Annotated in this window: 14 protein-coding genes and 1 pseudogene; 5 read left to right on the top strand and 10 right to left on the bottom strand. The window is 70.2% G+C overall.

What is annotated here, in order from left to right:
• Positions 1-12: 12 nt before the first annotated feature.
• Positions 13-1,371 carry a glycoside hydrolase family 10 protein gene (locus LNK82_RS45420; RefSeq protein ID WP_230573021.1) on the bottom strand — a complete coding sequence of 453 codons (1,359 nt, stop codon included), beginning with the start codon at positions 1,369-1,371 and terminating at the stop codon, positions 13-15.
• Positions 1,372-1,481: 110 nt separating this feature from the next.
• Between LNK82_RS45420 and LNK82_RS48555 the strand changes: the two are divergent.
• Together LNK82_RS48555 and LNK82_RS45410 are read left to right on the top strand one after the other, a co-directional pair.
• Positions 1,482-1,919, top strand: a pseudogene (locus LNK82_RS48555) (hypothetical protein); the annotation flags it as partial.
• A 170-nt stretch (positions 1,920-2,089) separates the two neighbouring features.
• A complete protein-coding gene (locus tag LNK82_RS45410; RefSeq protein WP_230573019.1) occupies positions 2,090-2,287 on the top strand; it encodes a transposase in 198 nt (65 codons plus the stop codon).
• A 153-nt stretch (positions 2,288-2,440) separates the two neighbouring features.
• Here the strand turns inward: LNK82_RS45410 and LNK82_RS45405 are convergent, their stop codons facing one another.
• Positions 2,441-3,550, bottom strand: coding sequence for a carboxylate-amine ligase (locus LNK82_RS45405; RefSeq protein WP_230573018.1), 1,110 nt, complete (start codon positions 3,548-3,550; stop codon positions 2,441-2,443).
• Positions 3,551-4,248: 698 nt separating this feature from the next.
• On the opposite strand from LNK82_RS45405, the gene LNK82_RS45400 reads away from it, so the two are divergent.
• A complete protein-coding gene (locus LNK82_RS45400) occupies positions 4,249-6,735 on the top strand; it encodes a putative bifunctional diguanylate cyclase/phosphodiesterase (protein WP_230573017.1) in 2,487 nt (828 codons plus the stop codon).
• Positions 6,736-7,140: 405 nt separating this feature from the next.
• Here LNK82_RS45400 and LNK82_RS45395 read toward each other — a convergent pair whose 3' ends face one another.
• From LNK82_RS45395 to LNK82_RS45385, 3 genes are all read right to left on the bottom strand, one after another.
• Complete coding sequence (locus tag LNK82_RS45395; protein ID WP_230573016.1) at positions 7,141-7,635, bottom strand: hypothetical protein; 495 nt, start codon at positions 7,633-7,635, stop codon at positions 7,141-7,143.
• The gene (locus LNK82_RS45390) at positions 7,632-8,270 is read right to left on the bottom strand and encodes a hypothetical protein (protein WP_230573015.1); all 639 of its coding nucleotides are present in this window, start codon (positions 8,268-8,270) and stop codon (positions 7,632-7,634) included. Before LNK82_RS45390 ends, LNK82_RS45395 begins: the two co-directional genes overlap by 4 nt.
• A gap of 666 nt (positions 8,271-8,936) precedes the next feature.
• Positions 8,937-9,245 (bottom strand): hypothetical protein, encoded by a 309-nt coding sequence (locus LNK82_RS45385; protein WP_230573014.1) that lies wholly within the window; start codon positions 9,243-9,245, stop codon positions 8,937-8,939.
• A gap of 379 nt (positions 9,246-9,624) precedes the next feature.
• Here LNK82_RS45385 and LNK82_RS45380 point away from each other — a divergent pair, with 379 nt between their 5' ends.
• Entirely contained in the window at positions 9,625-10,038 is a 414-nt protein-coding gene (locus LNK82_RS45380; RefSeq protein WP_230573013.1) for a vanadium-dependent haloperoxidase, read from the top strand.
• A 13-nt stretch (positions 10,039-10,051) separates the two neighbouring features.
• Here LNK82_RS45380 and LNK82_RS45375 read toward each other — a convergent pair whose 3' ends face one another.
• The 5 genes from LNK82_RS45375 to LNK82_RS45355 all read right to left on the bottom strand — a co-directional run bounded on the left by LNK82_RS45375 (position 10,052) and on the right by LNK82_RS45355 (position 14,353).
• Complete coding sequence (locus LNK82_RS45375) at positions 10,052-10,363, bottom strand: hypothetical protein (RefSeq protein ID WP_230573012.1); 312 nt, start codon at positions 10,361-10,363, stop codon at positions 10,052-10,054.
• A 142-nt stretch (positions 10,364-10,505) separates the two neighbouring features.
• Complete coding sequence (locus tag LNK82_RS45370) at positions 10,506-11,462, bottom strand: cyclase family protein (RefSeq protein ID WP_230573011.1); 957 nt, start codon at positions 11,460-11,462, stop codon at positions 10,506-10,508.
• Positions 11,463-11,602: 140 nt separating this feature from the next.
• On the bottom strand, positions 11,603-13,183 hold the full coding sequence (locus tag LNK82_RS45365; protein WP_230573010.1) for a GMC family oxidoreductase: 1,581 nt from the start codon (positions 13,181-13,183) through the stop codon (positions 11,603-11,605).
• A 106-nt stretch (positions 13,184-13,289) separates the two neighbouring features.
• Complete coding sequence (locus LNK82_RS45360; protein WP_230573009.1) at positions 13,290-13,745, bottom strand: SgcJ/EcaC family oxidoreductase; 456 nt, start codon at positions 13,743-13,745, stop codon at positions 13,290-13,292.
• Between the two features lie 140 nt (positions 13,746-13,885).
• Positions 13,886-14,353 carry an SgcJ/EcaC family oxidoreductase gene (locus LNK82_RS45355; RefSeq protein WP_230573008.1) on the bottom strand — a complete coding sequence of 156 codons (468 nt, stop codon included), beginning with the start codon at positions 14,351-14,353 and terminating at the stop codon, positions 13,886-13,888.
• Between the two features lie 1,064 nt (positions 14,354-15,417).
• Here LNK82_RS45355 and LNK82_RS45350 point away from each other — a divergent pair.
• Positions 15,418-16,992 carry a GMC family oxidoreductase gene (locus LNK82_RS45350; protein ID WP_230573007.1) on the top strand — a complete coding sequence of 525 codons (1,575 nt, stop codon included), beginning with the start codon at positions 15,418-15,420 and terminating at the stop codon, positions 16,990-16,992.
• Positions 16,993-17,121 lie beyond the last annotated feature (129 nt).

The raw sequence follows: 17,121 nt of genomic DNA, 5'->3' as shown, positions 1-17,121 counted from the left end.
GACGTCGGGAGGTCAGCCCTCGATCAGCACCGAGAGCACCGAGTCGTAGGCCAGCTTCTTGTTGTAGTAGCGGTCGAACAGCAGCGGGGTCTGGCTGACGCGCCACGAGAACTTGTCCGTCACGCCGCTCGACGTGATCACCGTGCAGCGCGACACCTCGACGCACGCACGGACGACCTGCGCGTACGAGTCGGCCTGTGCGGCGCCCGAGCCGGCGATGTCGAGTTCGGTGAGGTGCACGTCGACGTCGAGGTCGGCGAAGCGCTGGAGGTTGGCCCGCATGTCGGCCGGCACGCCGCCGCTGGTCAGGTGCGCCTGGAAGCCGACGCAGTCGATCGGCACGCCGCGCGACTTGAAGTCCTTCACCATGGCGTAGACGGCGTCGGACTTCGGGTTCTGCCCCTCGATGAAGTAGTCGCTGTAGCAGAGCTTCGCGGTGGGATCGGCCGCCCTGGTGGCACGGAAGGCTTCCTCGATCCAGGCGTCGCCGAGCAGCCGCTGGAACACCGAGCTGCGTCGCGCGGCCCGACTGGTGTCGTCGAACGCCTCGTTGGCCACGTTCCAGTAGGCGACGCGGCCGCTGAAGTGGCCCGCGACGTTGGAGATGTGGTTGCGCACCGCGGTCAGCAGTTGGCTGGGCGAGTTCATGTGCTGCACCCACGCCGGCAACTGGCTGTGCCAGACCAGCGCGTGGCCGCGCACCGTCATGCCCTGGCTCTCGGCGTGGCTGACGAGGCGGTCCGCAGCGGTGTAGTTGAACACCCCGCGGTTCGGCTCGATGAAGTCCCACTTCATCTCGTTGTCCGGCGTGAGCTGGTTGAACTCCCGGTTCAACGTGGTGACGTAGTCCAGATCGCCGAGCAGGTTCGCCCCGACGGCGGCACCGAATAAGCGTCCGCTGATCGATGCGGCGTCCTTCAGAGTCCTAGCCGTAGAGCTCGCAGTGGTGCTCGCAGTGGTGCTCGCAGTGGTGCTCGCGGCGGCGTTCGGTGCCACCACCAGGGCGGCCACCACAGGCACGATGGCCAGCACGGTCTCGAGTGACTTCCTCATGCTTCCTCCGTTGATCATCGTCGACCCGGCGGCGAAGTAGAAAGTTTTGCCATGATGACAGCAACTTTCGATACCGTCATGGCGCACCGACGAGCCGAGGCTGGCCGTGTCGTACCGCCGGAGGGCATCCCGGTGCGCGTTACCCTGCCGACGTGTCCTGCTCCCAGCCGACCGGAGGGGCAAGCGGCGAACGTCGCACTCGTCTCGGAACAGTGCGTCCACTGCGTCGAATGCGACGCCTTCAGCGGCAGCGACCAGGTCGCCGACCGCATCGATGCCCGGCGGCTCTTGGGCACGGGTGCCGGCACGTACGATCACCCGGCCCCAACGAGGTGAAGAGTCCTCATGCCACCCAAGGCGACTGTCGGTGATCCTGTTGTGCTGGAGGCGGAGGCCCGTACGAGCTGGGCGTCGCTGGAGCCAGCTGTATGGGTGGGAGAAGACCGGGACGGGCGGCGGTTGGAGATCGCCCCGAGCGGGATCGTGGTGCCCATCCTGCGGCGTTCGCGGCTGATCGGCGCGTCGACGTCGTTGTGCGAAGCCGTTGTCGTGCACTTGGCCGTGAAGGGTGTGGACGCGGTGGTCGACCAGGTGCGCGCCGACCCGCGCGCGGACGACTCCCTCGCGGCCGACGGGCGCGGTCCGGTGCAGGTGATGGCCTTGAGGGCCGGCGACCGGCTGGTGCCCTTGCGTCCGGGCGCCTGTGCCGCTCTAAAAGTCATCGTCACTGGCAGAGCAGTGCAGACGCCGCCCCGCCCGGCTGGTCGTGGGCGCCGAAGGGCCGGACGCCGGTGGTGCAGGTGACCGGCAAGCGGCTGCAGGTCAACGTCATGTGCGCGGTCGCCTCGCGTGGTGCGTTGTGGTTCACCGTGTTCATCGACCGCTTCACCGCGGCCGTGTTCACCGGCTTCCTCGACCGGTTGGCCCCCAGACCGGCCAGAAGGCGCACGTCATCGCTGACCGGCACCCGGCGTACCGGAGCAAGGCGGTCCGCGCCTGACTCGAGGCCGGCGCCGATCGGGTCGAGCTGCACCCGATGCCCGGCTACAGCTCCGAGCTCAACCCGAACGAGCTGCTCAATGCCGACCTCAAGCGCAACGTCAACGCCTCACCGGCCCACACCGTCGACCAGCTCGCCCACGAAACCCGACGGTTCCTGCGCCGCCGCCAGCGCCGTCCGCACATCGTCCGCGGTTCCTTCCGGGCCCCGCACGTCCGCTACGCCATCATGTAGGCAACCGAATGCTTTCAACTCAATAACCACATGTCCGGTCTGCCGCAGCTCGGCAGTGATTGAGGAACACCGTGGTGCCGGCCGCCCCACCGTGACAGGACAGAATCGCCGTGTGGGGTTCTGAGGAGCGGGAAGCGCTCCTCCCCGACGTCGTCAGGCGACGTTGTCCGGTGAACGGTCGTGCTCGGCGTGCTGGGCGACCAGTGCCACGACGTCGGTCACGGCGTGGTCGCGGCGGAAGACACCTCGCTGCCGGCTCGCACCGTTGCCGTTGGTGATCAACTCGTCCACGAGCGTCTTCACGGCCTGCAGCTCACCCGTCGTGGTCAGCGCGGGTTCGACGCGGCGCAGCAGGCGGCGCAACAGATCGACGGCCGGAACGGGCCGGACGGTGTCCAGGTCGACGCCCACGCCGTCCAGTCCGTCACGCGCGGCACGCCAGTACGCCATCCGCAGCGCGTCGTCGCTGACGCGAGGTGCTTCGACACCGTCCCGAATGGACTGCAACGACGTCATGACCAGCGCCCGCACCAGGGCGGCGAACAACACAGCCTCGTCCACGGTGGACTGAACGTCGCTCACCCGGACCTCCACGGTAGGCAGGTGGGAAGAGGGGCGGATGTCCCAGTAGACCATCTTCTCGTCCAGCACGCTGCCGGAGCCGACGGCCATGTCCACGGCGGACTCGTAGTGCGCGAGCGACTCGAAGTACGGCGGGGCGCCGGCGCACGGCCAGCGGCCGACGATCACCGACCGCCAACTGGCGTAGTCGGTGTCGACGCCGTGGTGGATCGGCGAGTTCGCGGTGAGCGCCAGCAGCACAGGCAGCCACGGCCGGACGTGGTTGCAGACCTGGACCGCGGTCTCCCTGTCGGGCACCTCGACGTGGACGTGGCACCCGCACACGACGTTCTCGGGCGCGAGCTGCCCGTATGCCTTGTTGATCCTGTGGTACCGCGGGTCGTCGGTGATCGGCGGTCCCGGTGCGTCATCGGCCAGGGCGGTGCCCACGGCGAGCAGGCTGCCGCCACACCGCGACGCCGCCTCGGCGGCGGTGGAACGCAGGAACGTCAACTGCTCGCGCACCTCCGCCATGGTCCGGCACACCGGGGTGTTGATCTCCACCTGCGCCCTAGTCAGCTCCAACTCCAGCGCACCGCCCAGATCACCGGCCACCTCCACGACATGGGCGCTGATCGGGAGCAGGTGCCCGGTAGACCGGTCCGCCAGCAGGAACTCCTCTTCCACGCCGACTGTCGGCACACCGGGCACACCCGGATCCGCAGACCACAGCACAGGGGAAAACGACGCCATCGCCTGCCTCGCTCACACGTTTGATCACCGCCGGTCGGGACCGGGGATTACCCGCAGTCACCCATTGCAAACCGATGGCCCGTTCGGACCACGAACGGATGGTCGGTCGACACAATCCGCCACATTCCCGACACCGGACCGTGCTCCGGTCGACTCACTGTTTCCGCGCGAAGTGGTTGGGAACGCGCGTTGCGCGTGCGGCACAACGAGGGAGGCACCATGCGGGTCACGAGGCGATGTCTGCGCTCACGATCCGCGGGCATGCCGGGTACAAAGGCACGCCCGGCGTGTCCCCGGCGGCGCAACGACTGGCCCGGAACCACGACCTGACCGTCCGGTACGCTGCCGGGCCGAGTCACCGGCAGGCGTGTCGGCACCCGGAGCAGGTCGAACGACACGCCGATCCCTGGCGGGCACACCCAGCGGGCCGGACGGGTCAGTGGGCGAAGTCCCAGCGGGTCGCGCCGTGCGGCTCGGCGGACACCACGCCGACCGCCCTGTGCAGGGTGAGGCGGTACAGCGGGCCACGGCATGATGGAACGCGTGTCACCGTCGATCTCCTGAACATTCCGGCCGGACGTTCACCCGTCCGGGGCATGGATCCGGCTTCGCCCCCACCAGAGGGAGCGGCACGGCAGAATCCGATTGTGCGGGACGGGGACATGCCGGACGACGAGGGGACCCAGGTGGCCGCGCACGGCGGCGACGCGGTCGGTCAGCGCGCCCACGCGACGTCCTCCGGCATCGTCGTGCAGACCGGCGGTGACGCCACCATCAGGCTGGAGCACGGGCTGCCCGACGCGCACATCCGGCTCGTGCACACGCAGGCCGAGACGATCGAGGCGCAGCGGCAACTGATCGCCGTCACCAACGAGCTCAACGAGGCCCGGCGGAAGTTGATCGAGAGCGTGCAGGTCGAGCACCGGACCTCCCAGCTGATCGTGGTGTTGCACGTCGTGCTGGTCCGGCTGTCGGCGCTGATCTCGCACCTCACCGGCGAACGGGACCGGTTCCTCGCCGAGGCGGCCACGCACCGCGCCGAGCTGGAGACCACCCACCGCAGACTGGCCGACGCCGAGCACGAGCGCGGTCGGGCCGAGGGCCAGCTGGACCAGGCCAAGCGGGAACGCAGCCGGGCGACGACGGTCGCCGAGGCCGCGCACGCCAGGATCCGGTCGCTGGAGCTCCGGCTGCGCGGAATCGGGGGCCACGGGGACGCGCACGCCACCGGGGATCCCGAGCTCGACGTCCCGGCGCTGTCGCCGGACGACGTCCTCCGGGACACGGCGAACGGCCTGGACCGGGTGCAGCAGCTGTTGGACGCCCAGGACCACGAGCTGGCCTCGCTCGAGGCCGACGTGGAGCCGCCGGTGCTGGACCCCGGTACGGGCGACCCGCTGACCGGGCTGTCGTCGGTCGACCTGCGTGACGCACAGGCCCGGATGAACCGGTCCGGCAGGCGGTTCGCCGACCTGGTGTCGTTGACGCCCGTGGGCGTCGGCCTGTTCGACGAGAGCGAGCGGCTGGTCGACGCCAACGACGCCCTGTGCGACCTGCTCGGGATAGGCCTGGAGCAGCTGCGCGGGGCGACCGCTGCGGAGCTGACCCATCCCGACGACAGCCGCGACTGGTTGCTTTCGGCGGCCGAGGCCATCGGGAAATCCGAATCCCTGCACACGCACGAGATCCCGCAGCGGATCCTGGTCCGTCGTGACGGTGCCCTGGTGTACTGCGAGCTGCGCATCGCGTTGTCCGTTCAGGACGATGGCCGCCGGTTCTGGTTGGTCGTGTTCCAGGACATCACCGAGCGTCGCCGTACCGCGCAGGCGCTGCGGCACCAGGCCACGTACGACGAGCTGACCGGGCTGCCGAACCGGGCGCTGGTCAAGGAGATGCTGGGCGGCTTGTTGGAGTCGCCGGAGCGGTCCAAGGTCGCGGTGCTGTTCTGCGACATCGACAACTTCAAGCGGGTCAACGACTCGTTGGGGCACGACGCGGGCGACGAGTTGCTGGTGGCATTGGCGCGGCGGTTGGAGGGCGGGTTGCCGGAGGGCTGCACGGCGGCCCGGTTGTCCGGTGACGAGTACGTGATCATCTGCGAGAACATCGACCGGGCCGGTGGGGTGGACGCGTTGGCGACCCGGGTGGCGGGGTTGTTGCGCACGGCGGTGCCGGTGCACGGGCAGCTGGTCCGGGTGTCGGCGTCGATCGGCGTGGCGGTGCCGAACGGGTCCCGCGCGACCGGCAACGACCTGTTGCGGTTCGCCGACGCGGCGATGTTCGAGGCGAAGCGGTCGGGTGCGGGTCGGGTGTCGTTGGCCAGCGCGGCGTTGATCGAGTCGGCGGACCGGCAGGTGCACCTGGAGGGGCAGCTGCGGGAGGCGTTGCAGCACGACGGGTTGACGCTGCACTTCCAGCCGGTGGTCGGCGTGGACGGCGTGGTGCAGACCGCAGAGGCGCTGGTGCGGTGGCCGCACCCGGACCGCGGTTTGCTGCCGCGAGACGTGTTCCTGCCGGTGGCCGAGCAGGGTGACCTGCTGCGCGAGCTGGACCGGTGGGTGCTGCGGACCGCGTTGAAGGAAGCCTCGACCTGGCCCGAGCCCGGCGGGCGGCCGGTGTCGGTGGCGGTGAACCTGGCCGGCCTGGTGCCGGGCGACCCGGAGTTCGTCGACATCGTGGCCAACGCGATCGCCGAGGCGGGCATCCCGTGGGACCGGGTGGTGCTCGAGCTGGTCGAGACCGCCCTGCTGCACCTCCCCTCGCGGGTGCGGCGGTCGATGGACGAACTGGTCGGCCGGGGCATCCGGTTCGCCGTGGACGACTTCGCCACCGGCTACTCGTCGCTCGCCCGGCTCAAGGACCTACCCGCGCAGATCATCAAGGTCGACCGCCGGTTCGTCTCCGGTCTCGGCACCGACACGTCCGACTTCGCGGTGACGAAGGCCGTGGTCGACATAGCGCGGGCGATGGGCCGCACGTGCGTGGCCGAGGACGTGGAGACGGCGACGCAGTTCCAGGTGCTGCGCGGCCTGGGCGTGGACGCCTACCAGGGGTGGCTGTTCTCCCGTCCGCTGCCCCCTGCGGAGTTCCGCGCGCTGCTGGCTCTCGGCAAGCTCGCCGTGCCGGGTTCCTGACGGGCGCACGGACGGAGTCGCCGCGGATGTCGCCGCGGTGAGGTTCAGGCCTATGAAGGTGAGCGGACGGAGGCGGCGCGGAGTCGTCGGACGTGGTGCCAGGTGGCGTAGCTGCGCGGGAGTCGGCGGATTCGCCATGCTGTTGGCGCACTCGGTGAGCAGGTTCCGTGCCGCCGAGCGATCACAGCGCAAGTAGCCAGTTTCCCAGACGACTGCGCGGCGTCCGTCCAGTGACCCTCGCTGCATGGGCAGGCCTAGGTAGGGCCAGCTGTAGCCGCCACGAGCCAGGGAGACCGCGGGCCGCATCTCCCCCTCGTATGCCATCCTGCGGGATGGCACCACCCAACCAACGCTGTCCTTTGGCTCGTTGGTCGAGCCGATGATTCAGGTGCCGGAACTGCGGCCTCATGACGGGCTGGCGGCGCGGCGGGACAGGCGTGCGTGGGCACCGGCGATGAGTCGTCCAAGTCGGCCTCGCACAATCGTCCAGTCCTCCTCTTCGGTGTCGGGGTCGTGCATGGTGACGCCGAGGGCTGCTGCTGCGGCGCGACCGTCGAGGTACTTGTCCCCGATGTGGAACAGCCGCGCGGCATGCAGGAAGGCGTCCTTCTCCGCGCGGGACGCGAAGCACAGTGCGAACCAGTACTCCGAGTCCGTGGCGAGTCGGAACCGTTCGTCCTCGCGCCTGGTGCGTTCGCGGAACCCGAGGGCCAACGTGTCCAGCTCCGCGGCCGAGTCCGTGGCGAGGTCGCCGGTGTACTCGACGTCGGCCAGCGGGCCGGGTTCGGGTTCGGCGTTGAGTTGGGCCAGCAGGTAGGCGTTCGAGGTTGGACCGCCGATGGCGGCGGTGGCCTGGAGCTGGGCCAGGATGTCTGCGTTGGGGTCAGCGGGCGAGGTCACGGCGGAAGAGCTCCAGGTCGGCGAGCGGGAACCACCAAGATCCGGGCGTAGTCGTCGGGTGCGTGGCGCCGGATCGGGTCGAGGAACCGGAAGTCCAGTGAGTCGACACTGCGGCCGAACCACTCGTACTCCTCAGGCAGTTGTGCCGCGCCAGCGCCTCGTCGGACGTCGGCGATGCGCCAGTCCCACACGATCCACACCTTGCGCAGGTGCTCGCGCTTCGGGCCGTGGGTGACGACCGACATCCGCCGGTTGGGCGAGTCGGCGGCGCGCACGCCGTCGGCGTTCCAGGCCGCGGGCAGGTCGAGGTCCGCGCGGATGAAATCGGCCAGCTCCTCATACGTCGGTTCGGGGAGCTGGGCGGCCTCGATGACCGCCGCACGTTCGGGCGGTTGGAACACCAGCGCGCCGAGCCAACGGAAGATCGACGGGTGCGGCAGGTTCAGGATCGGGGTGCCGAAGAAGTCCTCGTAGAACTTCCGGGAGTCCTCCACGAACCGCAGGTTCGGCACGATGTAGAGGTGGTAGGGGATGACCTCGATCCCGGCCTCCCGCGTCGCCAGCCACGCGGCCAACGAGTCGTCGCCGCGCGCGAATCCCAGCAAAACCGGTTTCGGCTCGGTGGTGGAGATCATCGCGCAGGCCAACTGGGCGAATGCCGTGAAGTGGGCGGCCTTGCGTTCGTAGCAGCGTGCCAGTCACCGGACCGGGAAACCCATTCCAGGGTGCGTTCGATGACGTAGCGGTAGCGCCTCAACCGGGTGGCCGAGTCGATACCCCGACGGGCGACAGAGGCTGCTGTCGAGCACGGCGATCGATCTCAGGCCCTACAGGCTGACGTTCCCGCGCACCCGCGTTGCCGTCCGAGGCAGCCTCCGAAGGTGAGAGCACCGTCGGCAGCCCTGTGGATGTGCGACAGTGCACCCACGTCGCTGCCGAAACCACCGAACGATCACCGCATCCCGACCCCGCTTCATGACCTCATCCATCGTCACGGGCGGCCGTGACCGCCCTCGGCGTTATCGCCGTCGCAGGAGACGCTGGCGCCTCCATGTACACACCAGTGCCTACTGCCGCCGACGCCGGGCGGCACACGACCCCATTGATCTCCGCCAACGCCACTCTCACCCGGTGGTCGCTCGCCCCGGTCGCCGTCATCAACGCACCCCGGCCCGGACAATCGCCTCGAACACCTTCGGCACCAACTCGGCGAACGTCGGGACCGTCCGCGCGGCCACGGCGGCGACCAGATCCTCGGGGTGAGGCTCATCCGCTCCAGAACGAGCAGAGCCACCGCCACGTCACCGCGATCCGCACGGTCGCCCGGCATCCGGGACACCGACGACCCTCCACCGGCCGAACGCGCCTCGGCCACCACCCGCCCGGGGGTCAGGCAGCAGACGGTCCAGCGTCTCCTGACCGTAGATGACCAGCGCCGACAACGACGGCACCGCCACCAGCAGCACCTGTTCCCGCCCGGCGAACCCGCACCAGCGCAGGATCGGCGCCGGCACCGCGACCAAGGAGCGTTCGGTCAACGCCGATCCGCCGCGCGGATCACGGCACACCACCACGGCGCCGCTGTCGTGCACCCGGATCGACACCGGCATCCGGCTGTGCCACTCCAGAACGCCGAACAGCAGCCGATCGCCGATCCGGCCTTTCTCGTCGAACGTGCGGATGGCGTGGCGGCGCGGCTACGACGTGCGCCGGGCCGGCAGGGCACCGGGACGCGGTGCCTCGGTCCGGCGCAGGTCCAAATCCCACCGCCGCGGGAATCGACCGTCGCCGTCGGGGCCGCCATTGTCGGAGTCGGGCCCCGTGGGATGCGGGTCCGGGGGGAGAGCTCCCGGTCCGGGGTGGCCGCCGAACACGAGGCTGGGGACGATTCGGTTACCCATGGTGACCACCCTCGGGGATGGCGTCCCACCGGGGAGGTGCCGACGGCGCAGGTCGCGACGCGTTCCGGAGAGCCTGCCGGGTCGTCGGATGCGGTGGGATGAATCCGACATCTGCGCGTTGGACAAGGAATTTTGGCACTTCTGGCGGCCGATCACGGCCATCCGGTCCGCCGACACCGACGGCAACTCGGCCACGGCGGCCGACCCTGGGTGGACGCCGCTGGTGACGACCCCGCCGAATCCCGACTACCCCTCCGGCCACACCTGCCGCACCGCCGCGCAGATGACGGCCTACGCCCACTACTTCGTCCCCTTCAGCGCGTTCAGCGCCGACAGCGGCACCACGCGGCACTGCGACAGCTTCTCGCAGGCCACCGCCGAAGTCGTCGAGGCACGTATCTGGGCAGGCATCCACTTCCGGCCTGCGGACGTCGACGGCACCACCCTCGGCGCGGCCGTCGGCGACGACATCACGAAGCGCTACTTCCGGCCGCGTCGATGAACTGCCGCACGGCTCAGGTGTCACGGCCGGGGTCGTCGCCGGCGGCCCGGCGGAGTTCGACTATCCGCACGACCCGGCTCATGGGCTCGCTGAACGAGGTCACGATCTTGGCGATGCCCGCGAACACCGCGAAGACGAACACGCCGAGCGCCCAGACCGGCGTGCCCTGCTCCACTAAGCGCACCACCACCGCGCCGAGGTCCTTCAAGGCCAGCACGGTCGCCGAGACGAGCACGGCCAAGACCCCGATGCCGAGCACGAGCAGGCGCCGCCCTTGGCGATCGAAGCGGGCACGGGGTGCGGTGTGACGAACGTCATTGTCCATACCCGCCAACGTAGTGGACCGCGCTGAGGCGGCGACATGCCACAACCGCCAACGCGAGAAGCCCATTTCTGTCGACTTCCGCCAAAGCCGCACGACCGCTGGGTGCCCGGTCGACGCAACGCAGGTGGCGCGGGTCTTGCGGTCAGAACGTGGCGATCGGGTTGACCGGGCTGCCGGACGTGCCGGCGAAGCGGACCGGGGCGACGGCGAGCTGGAAGTCCCACTGGCCGAGCTCGGCCGCGGTCGTCGCGCACGCCTCCAGGTCGCAGTTGTCCAGCAGCCACAGGCCCATCGCGACCAGGCCCACGGCGTGGACCGGCATCAGCACGTCCTCGTACCCCGACGGCTGAACGTCCTGGGGGGTGTCGGCGCCGATCAGCGCGACGCCCCGTTCGCGCAGCCACGGCAGGCAGGACGCGTGCCAGCCGGCCTGCGTGAAACCGCCGGACGGACCGGCCTCGTGCCGGGCGCGGCCGTGGCCGGTCCGCAGGAGCACCGCGTCGCCGGACCGCACCCGCACGCCCTGGCGGCGCTCGGCCTCCTCCAGGTCCTCTGGGAACACGCCCTGCCCCGGTTCCAGCCACGGCACGTCGCGGACCCTGGCGACGTCCAGCAGGACACCGCGCGTGACGATCCCGTTCGCCGCCGCCGTGACGGCCGCCCACGCCGATCCCGTCGCGGGGTCGACCAACGAGTGCGACCGCCCGTTGTACATCGTGCCGTCCCAGAAGAGGTGGCACGGCGAGTCGACGTGGGTGATGGTGTTGCCGTGGAACGTGAGGCCGAGCCGCTCGGACGAGAAGCCCCAGCGCCGGTCGTTGCGGAACCCGGGCACCGGCATGTCCTCGGCGCCCGGCATGTCGGCGGCGCACGGGCACGTCGTCGTCGACCGCTCCATCTCCCCCGGCACGGCGACCTCCCACGCGCACGACACGCTCCGGCCGTGGCGCACGGCCCGCGTCGCCGCCAGCCGGACGTCGTCGGTGATGTGGTTCAGCGTGCCGAGCTCGTCGTCGTCGCCCCAGCGCCCCCAGTTCGACAGCGTGCTGAAGTACCCGAGCACGTCGTCCTGCGTGGGCATCGGTCGCTCAGCCGTCATCCCAGCATCGACTCCTCCGGTCACGCCGCCGCTCCGGAGCAAGGGTATGGCACGCCTGTGGTGCCGTGACGACTCGGGCGCGGACGTGGCGGATCGGCCGGGCGGGCGTGCCGTCCGGCCGATCCGAGTACCCGGAACCCTTAAGCGGCCAGGGCTTCCGTGCCGCGCGCCGGCAGCGCCGGGGCACCGCTGATGAGGTCGGCGGCCTTCTCGGCGATCGCGATGACCGGGGCGTTGGTGTTGCCGCGGGTGATCGTCGGCATCACCGAGGCGTCGACCACGCGCAGTCCCTCGACGCCCATGACGCGCAGTTCGGCGTCCACGACCTGCCCCATGGCGCACGTGCCGACGGGGTGGTAGGTCGACTGCGTGCGGGCTCGCGCGTAGGCGCGCAGGTCTTCCTCCGAAGTGGACGCCGGAGGCCGGAACGCCGTTTCCGTGTAGGGCTCCAGCGGCGCCGTGCCGGCGATCTCCAACGCGATCCGCAACGCCCGCACGGCCGTGTCCAGGTCGGCGGGGTCGGCGTAGTAGTTGTGCACGATCCGCGGCTTGGCCGTCGGGTCGTCCGAGCCCAGCGACACGTGCCCGCGGCTCAGCGGCGTGAGCAGCGACGCCCCCAGCGTGATCGCGTGCGCCGTGGGCGCGGCCAGGCCGCTGTCGGCGATCATCACCGGCGCGGTGAGGAACTCGACGTCCGGCGCGGGCAGGCCGCTCAGCGTCCGCACGAACCCGCCGGCCTCGGGGCCGTTGGAGGTCAGCGGGCCCCGGCCCTCGGTGACGAACTGGTGGACGGACTCGGGGGCCCCGGCCGCCAGCATGCTGATCGGGTGCCGGTGGGTGTAGACCAGCGGCACGAGCGCGTGGTCCTGGAGGTTCTGGCCGACCAGCGGCTGGTCGAGCACGACCGGGATGTTCAGCGCGCCCAGCATCGCGGCCGGCCCGATGCCCGACAGCATCAGCAGCTGCGGCGAGTTGTACGCCCCGGCGGCGAGGACGACCTCGCGCTCGGCGCGCACGGTGATCTCCTCGCCGGCCCGAAAGCCGACCACGCCCGTGGCACGTCCGCCCTCGACCAGCACGCGGTGGGTCTGGAGGTTCGCCTCCAGCGTGAGGTTCGGGCGGTGCAGCACCGGGTGCAGGAACGCGGTCGCGGCGCTGGACCGGCGGCCGTCGCGCTGGTTGACCTGGAAGTAGCCGAACCCGTCCTGGGCGGGGCCGTTGAAGTCGTCGTTGGCGGCGAACCCGGCCGCCGCGGCGGCGGCGAGGAACGCCGTGGACATGGGGTTGCGCGCGCGGTTGTCCGACACGCCCAGCGGGCCGCCCACGCCGTGGAACGCCGACTCGCCGCGGTCGTTGTCCTCGGAGCGCAGGAAGTAGCCGAGCAGGTCGTCGAAACCCCACCCCGGCTGGCCCCAGGCGTCGAAGTCCAGCGGGTTGCCGCGCACGTAGATCATCGAGTTGATGGAGCTGGTGCCGCCCAGCACGCGGCCCTGCGGCAGGAACACGCGGCGCCCGTTGAGGCCCGGCTCGTCGTGGGTGTCGTAGTCCCAGTCCACGCCCGTGCGGAACAGCTTCGCGAAACCGGCCGGCACGTGGATGTTCTCCACGGTGTCGAGCGGACCGGCTTCCACCACGCACACGGTGACGTCCGGGTCTTCGGTGAGCCGTGCCGCGAGCACGCAGCCCGCGGACCCGCCGCCGACGATCACATAGTCGTACATCCGGTTCTCCTTCTGCAACGAGCGGCCCGCGCGCCGCCGGAAGCCGCGCACGACCCGTCGTTCGACTCCCGGACCCTGCGCGGCCTGCGGACGTGGTGGAGGTGGATCAGCCCTTGAGCGGGCTGGACTGGTAGGACGCGAGCCACCAGTCGCCGTCGCGCTTGACGACGACCCACATGGTGCGGGAGGAGTTGCCCTCCGGGACGGACGTGGCGTCCTTCGCCGCCAGCCCTCCCGTCGTGATGACCATCGCGACGTCGGGGCTCAGCAGCCGGACGTCCGCGACCTCCTCGATCAGCTTCGTGCCCCGGAAACCGGCGTTGAACGCCGCCGTGAGGTAGGCGTGGATCTCACCGTGGCCCTTGAGCTGCTCGTCGCCGAGCAGCAGGCTGCCGTTCTCGACGAACAGGTCGGTGATGCCCTCGGCGTCGTTGTCCTCCCACAGGGCGCGGAAGCGCAGCGCGATGGTCAGCGCGGCGCCCTCCGGGCCCGTCGTGTAGTCACCGTAGTAAGTCGCCCACTGCTTGGCCTGGGCGACGAGCGATGAGGCCTTGGAACCCATTTCTTCTCCTGTGCGGTCGGCTGGGTGCGGTCTGTCTTCGAGCGCGTGGATTCCGCGAACCCCGGTGAACGAGCGGATCAGCAGCGGCAGGGGGTGGCGCCGCTGATCCGCCCCGACCTCGGCGGGCGCCCCGGAACCCGTTACCAGCGCAGCGTCGCGCCTTCGCCGCGCGGGCTGTTCTGGTAACCGGCGAGCAACCACGTGCCGTCCCGCTTGACGCAGACCCAGGTCGACCGGACCGCGAGCTCGGGGGCGATCTCGGTCTCACCGGGGGCCAGGATGCCGCCGTGCGTGCGCAGCAGCGCGACGTCGTCGGCGTAGAACCGGACGTCGACCGGGTTGCCGGTCACGCCGCTGCCCTTGAAGGGACCCGCGTACGCGGCCTTCATGAACGAGCGGATCTCGTCGCGGCCCTTCTTGAACACGTCACCCGGCAGGATCAGGATGCCGTCCTCGGTGAAGACGTCCGCGACGCCGTTCGCGTCGTTCTCGGCCCACGCCGCGACGAGGCGGAGCGGGACGCTCAGGACTTCCTTCTCCTTCTCCGAGGTGAAGGGCCCGTAGTAGGCATTGAGCTGCGCTGCACGATCTGTGGTGGCCGTAGCCATATTTCCTCCTCATCGGTTCCCGCACGAGCAGCGTGAACCAGTTCCGCGGAACCAGTGGGCCAGTTCATCGGAAATGATCGCCGGAAAACGCGCAACGCACGTCCGACACCCTCGATCCTCCCCGGATCGAACTGACCCCACTTCTTCCGTGTTGCTTTGTGCCGAGCGCGGCCGGCAACCGCCGGTGATTGGCGCACCGGGGTGAACCGACCAGAAGCAGCCATTCGGCCGCGAGTGACCCCGAAGATCCGGAAATACTTGCACCGACCGCTCCATTCCCGAAGATTCGGACATAACGGTCGAATGCGAGCGAAAAGTTTCGACGGTACCGAAGGCTATTTCGAGGGGAGCTCACATTCAATGTCGGAATGATCCCGGAGAAGACGGCGAAGGACGGTATGGGAAGGACGCCCCGCGCGCGAGACAAGGAGGACACCAAGGACGACAGGCCGGTGCGCCGTCGCCACGATCCAGGGTCTGATCTGCGGTGATGTCCCGCACGGATCGAATCCATCGCCGCGCACGAACATCACCCGGCCGTTCCGCACGACATTCGCGCGTGATCGCAGCGCTTCGACCAGGGCAACGCCGAAGTAGTCCGGGCCCGGCCGACCGAGCCACGATGACCGCATTATTGCCGTGGACTGGAGGAGCAATGGTTCCGGCCGCTTCGCCCCGACCAGGACAAGCCAGGCAGCCACTGCCGCACCGATCGCCGCCAGGACCTGCCGCGCGTCGCGGAGATTCGGGTTCCCGTACGCTCGGGCGCTCGGCAATTTCCCGGCCGCTCGTGTGCGGTAGCGTTCACGGTGGCGATCCGGTCCTTCATTGCCGTTGCGCGCGCAACCACGTACCCACGACTGCCGCGCAATTGCCGCCACACCTCGGACACCGGGTCGTCCGCCGAATGCGCGCACTACGCGGCGATCCGCCCTCGGGCAGGTCCGCCGCCATGGCCTGACTGCGGTTGTTCACCTCGTTGACTGTCATCCGCGCCGCCGGGACCGGTGACGCGGGCACAGGTCGGCGCATTTCTTCAGGACGAAAACCGGAAAGGATCGCGGATGTACGATTACGTTATCGTCGGCGCCGGCTCCGCTGGGTGCGTGCTCGCCGCACGGCTGAGCGAGGACCCGGACGTCAAGGTCTGCCTGATCGAGGCCGGGCCGGTCGACAGCTCCCAGAACATCCACATCCCGGCCGCGTGCGCCCAGCTCTTCCGCACCAACCTCGACTGGGACTACGACACCCACGTCGAGCCGTACGCCGACAACCGCCGCATCTACCTGCCGCGCGGCCGGATGCTCGGCGGCACCAGCGGCATGAACGGCATGGTGTACATCCGCGGCGCCCGCGAGCGCTACGACGCGTGGAACCAGCCGGGCTGGAGCTACGACGAGCTGCTGCCGTACTTCAAGCGGTCCGAGGACAACGAGCGCGGCGCCGACGAGTACCACGGCGTGGGCGGCCCGCTGTCGGTGTCCGACAACCGTTCCAACAACCCGATGACGACCGCGTTCGTCGAGGCGGCGCTGGAGGCGGGCTACCCGGCCAACCACGACTTCAACGCGGCCAAGGAAGAGGGCTTCGGCTTCTACCAGGTGACCCAGCGCGACGGTCGCCGGTGCAGCAGCGCGGTGGCGTACCTGCACCCGTCGATGGCGCGCCCGAACCTGACCGTCGAGACCGACATGCTCGTGCACCGGGTGCTGTTCGAGAACGGCCGCGCCGTGGGCGTCGCCGCCTCCCGGCTCAGCGAGCAGTTCGAGATCCGCGCCACGCGCGAGGTCATCCTGTCGGCGGGCGCCTACAACACCCCGCAGCTCCTGCAGCTCTCGGGCGTCGGCCCGGCCGAGCTGCTGCGCGCGCTCGACATCCCGGTCGTGCTGGACCAGCCGATGGTCGGCCAGAACCTGATCGACCACACGCACGACTTCCTGATCTACACCACCTCCCAGCCGGTGAGCCTGCTGGCGGCCGGGCAGCCGGAGTACGTCCGGCAGTTCATGGAGGAGGGGCGCGGGCCGCTCACGTCCAACATCCCCGAGTCCGGCGGGTTCGTGGCCTCGCAGGCCGGCCTGGAGCTGCCCGACCTCCAGTTCCACGCCGCGCCGGTGATGTTCGCCGACGGCGGCCTCGGCGTGCCGACCGCGCACGCGATCTCCTTCGGCGCGGACGTGATCGACCCGCTCAGCCGCGGCCACATCATGATCGCGTCGGCCGACCCGACCACCAAGCCGCGGATCCTGCACAACTTCTTCGCCGAGGAGTCCGACATGGACGCCGCGGTGGCGGGCCTGCGGCTCACCATGGAGATCGCGAACCAGAAGGCGCTCAAGCCCTACGCCGAGGCGCTGCACAACCCGCCGGAGTCCGACTCGGACAAGGACCTGCGCGCCCACGCGCGCCGGTACTCCGAGACGGCCTACCACGCGGCCGGGTCGTGCGCGATGGGCATGGTCGTCGACCCCGAGCTGAAGGTCATGGGGCTGGAGGGCCTGCGGGTCGTGGACGCGTCGGTCATGCCGACGGTGTTCGCCAACCCCAACGGCCCGACGATCGCGATCGCGGAGAAGGCGTCCGACATGATCCTCGGCCTTCCCCTCCTGCCGCCGCAGACCGTGGCCGTCGCCCACTGACGTCACCGCCGGTGACCGGAGAAGCCCCCCCCCCGCGGGGCCGGGGGGGGGGGGGGGCGGGGGGCGGGGCGGCGGGGGGGGGGGGGCGGCGGGGGGGGGGGGGGCGCGCCCCGCCCCCCCCGGGGGGGG

This window comes from Saccharothrix luteola (assembly GCF_020859565.1).
Taxonomy (GTDB): domain Bacteria; phylum Actinomycetota; class Actinomycetes; order Mycobacteriales; family Pseudonocardiaceae; genus Actinosynnema; species Actinosynnema luteola.
The sequence above is the reverse complement of the archived record's forward strand: the minus strand, read 5'-3'. Positions and strand labels throughout refer to the sequence as shown.

Coding starts and splice junctions, on each gene's coding strand:
- LNK82_RS45410 (WP_230573019.1), top strand. CDS start 2,090: ATGCCCGGCTACAGCTCCGAGCTCAACCCGAACGAGCTGCTCAATGCC.
- LNK82_RS45390 (WP_230573015.1), bottom strand. CDS start 8,270: ATGATCTCCACCACCGAGCCGAAACCGGTTTTGCTGGGATTCGCGCGC.
- LNK82_RS45385 (WP_230573014.1), bottom strand. CDS start 9,245: ATGCCGGTGTCGATCCGGGTGCACGACAGCGGCGCCGTGGTGGTGTGC.
- LNK82_RS45380 (WP_230573013.1), top strand. CDS start 9,625: ATGCGGTGGGATGAATCCGACATCTGCGCGTTGGACAAGGAATTTTGG.
- LNK82_RS45375 (WP_230573012.1), bottom strand. CDS start 10,363: ATGGACAATGACGTTCGTCACACCGCACCCCGTGCCCGCTTCGATCGC.
- LNK82_RS45370 (WP_230573011.1), bottom strand. CDS start 11,462: ATGACGGCTGAGCGACCGATGCCCACGCAGGACGACGTGCTCGGGTAC.
- LNK82_RS45365 (WP_230573010.1), bottom strand. CDS start 13,183: ATGTACGACTATGTGATCGTCGGCGGCGGGTCCGCGGGCTGCGTGCTC.
- LNK82_RS45360 (WP_230573009.1), bottom strand. CDS start 13,745: ATGGGTTCCAAGGCCTCATCGCTCGTCGCCCAGGCCAAGCAGTGGGCG.
- LNK82_RS45355 (WP_230573008.1), bottom strand. CDS start 14,353: ATGGCTACGGCCACCACAGATCGTGCAGCGCAGCTCAATGCCTACTAC.
- LNK82_RS45350 (WP_230573007.1), top strand. CDS start 15,418: ATGTACGATTACGTTATCGTCGGCGCCGGCTCCGCTGGGTGCGTGCTC.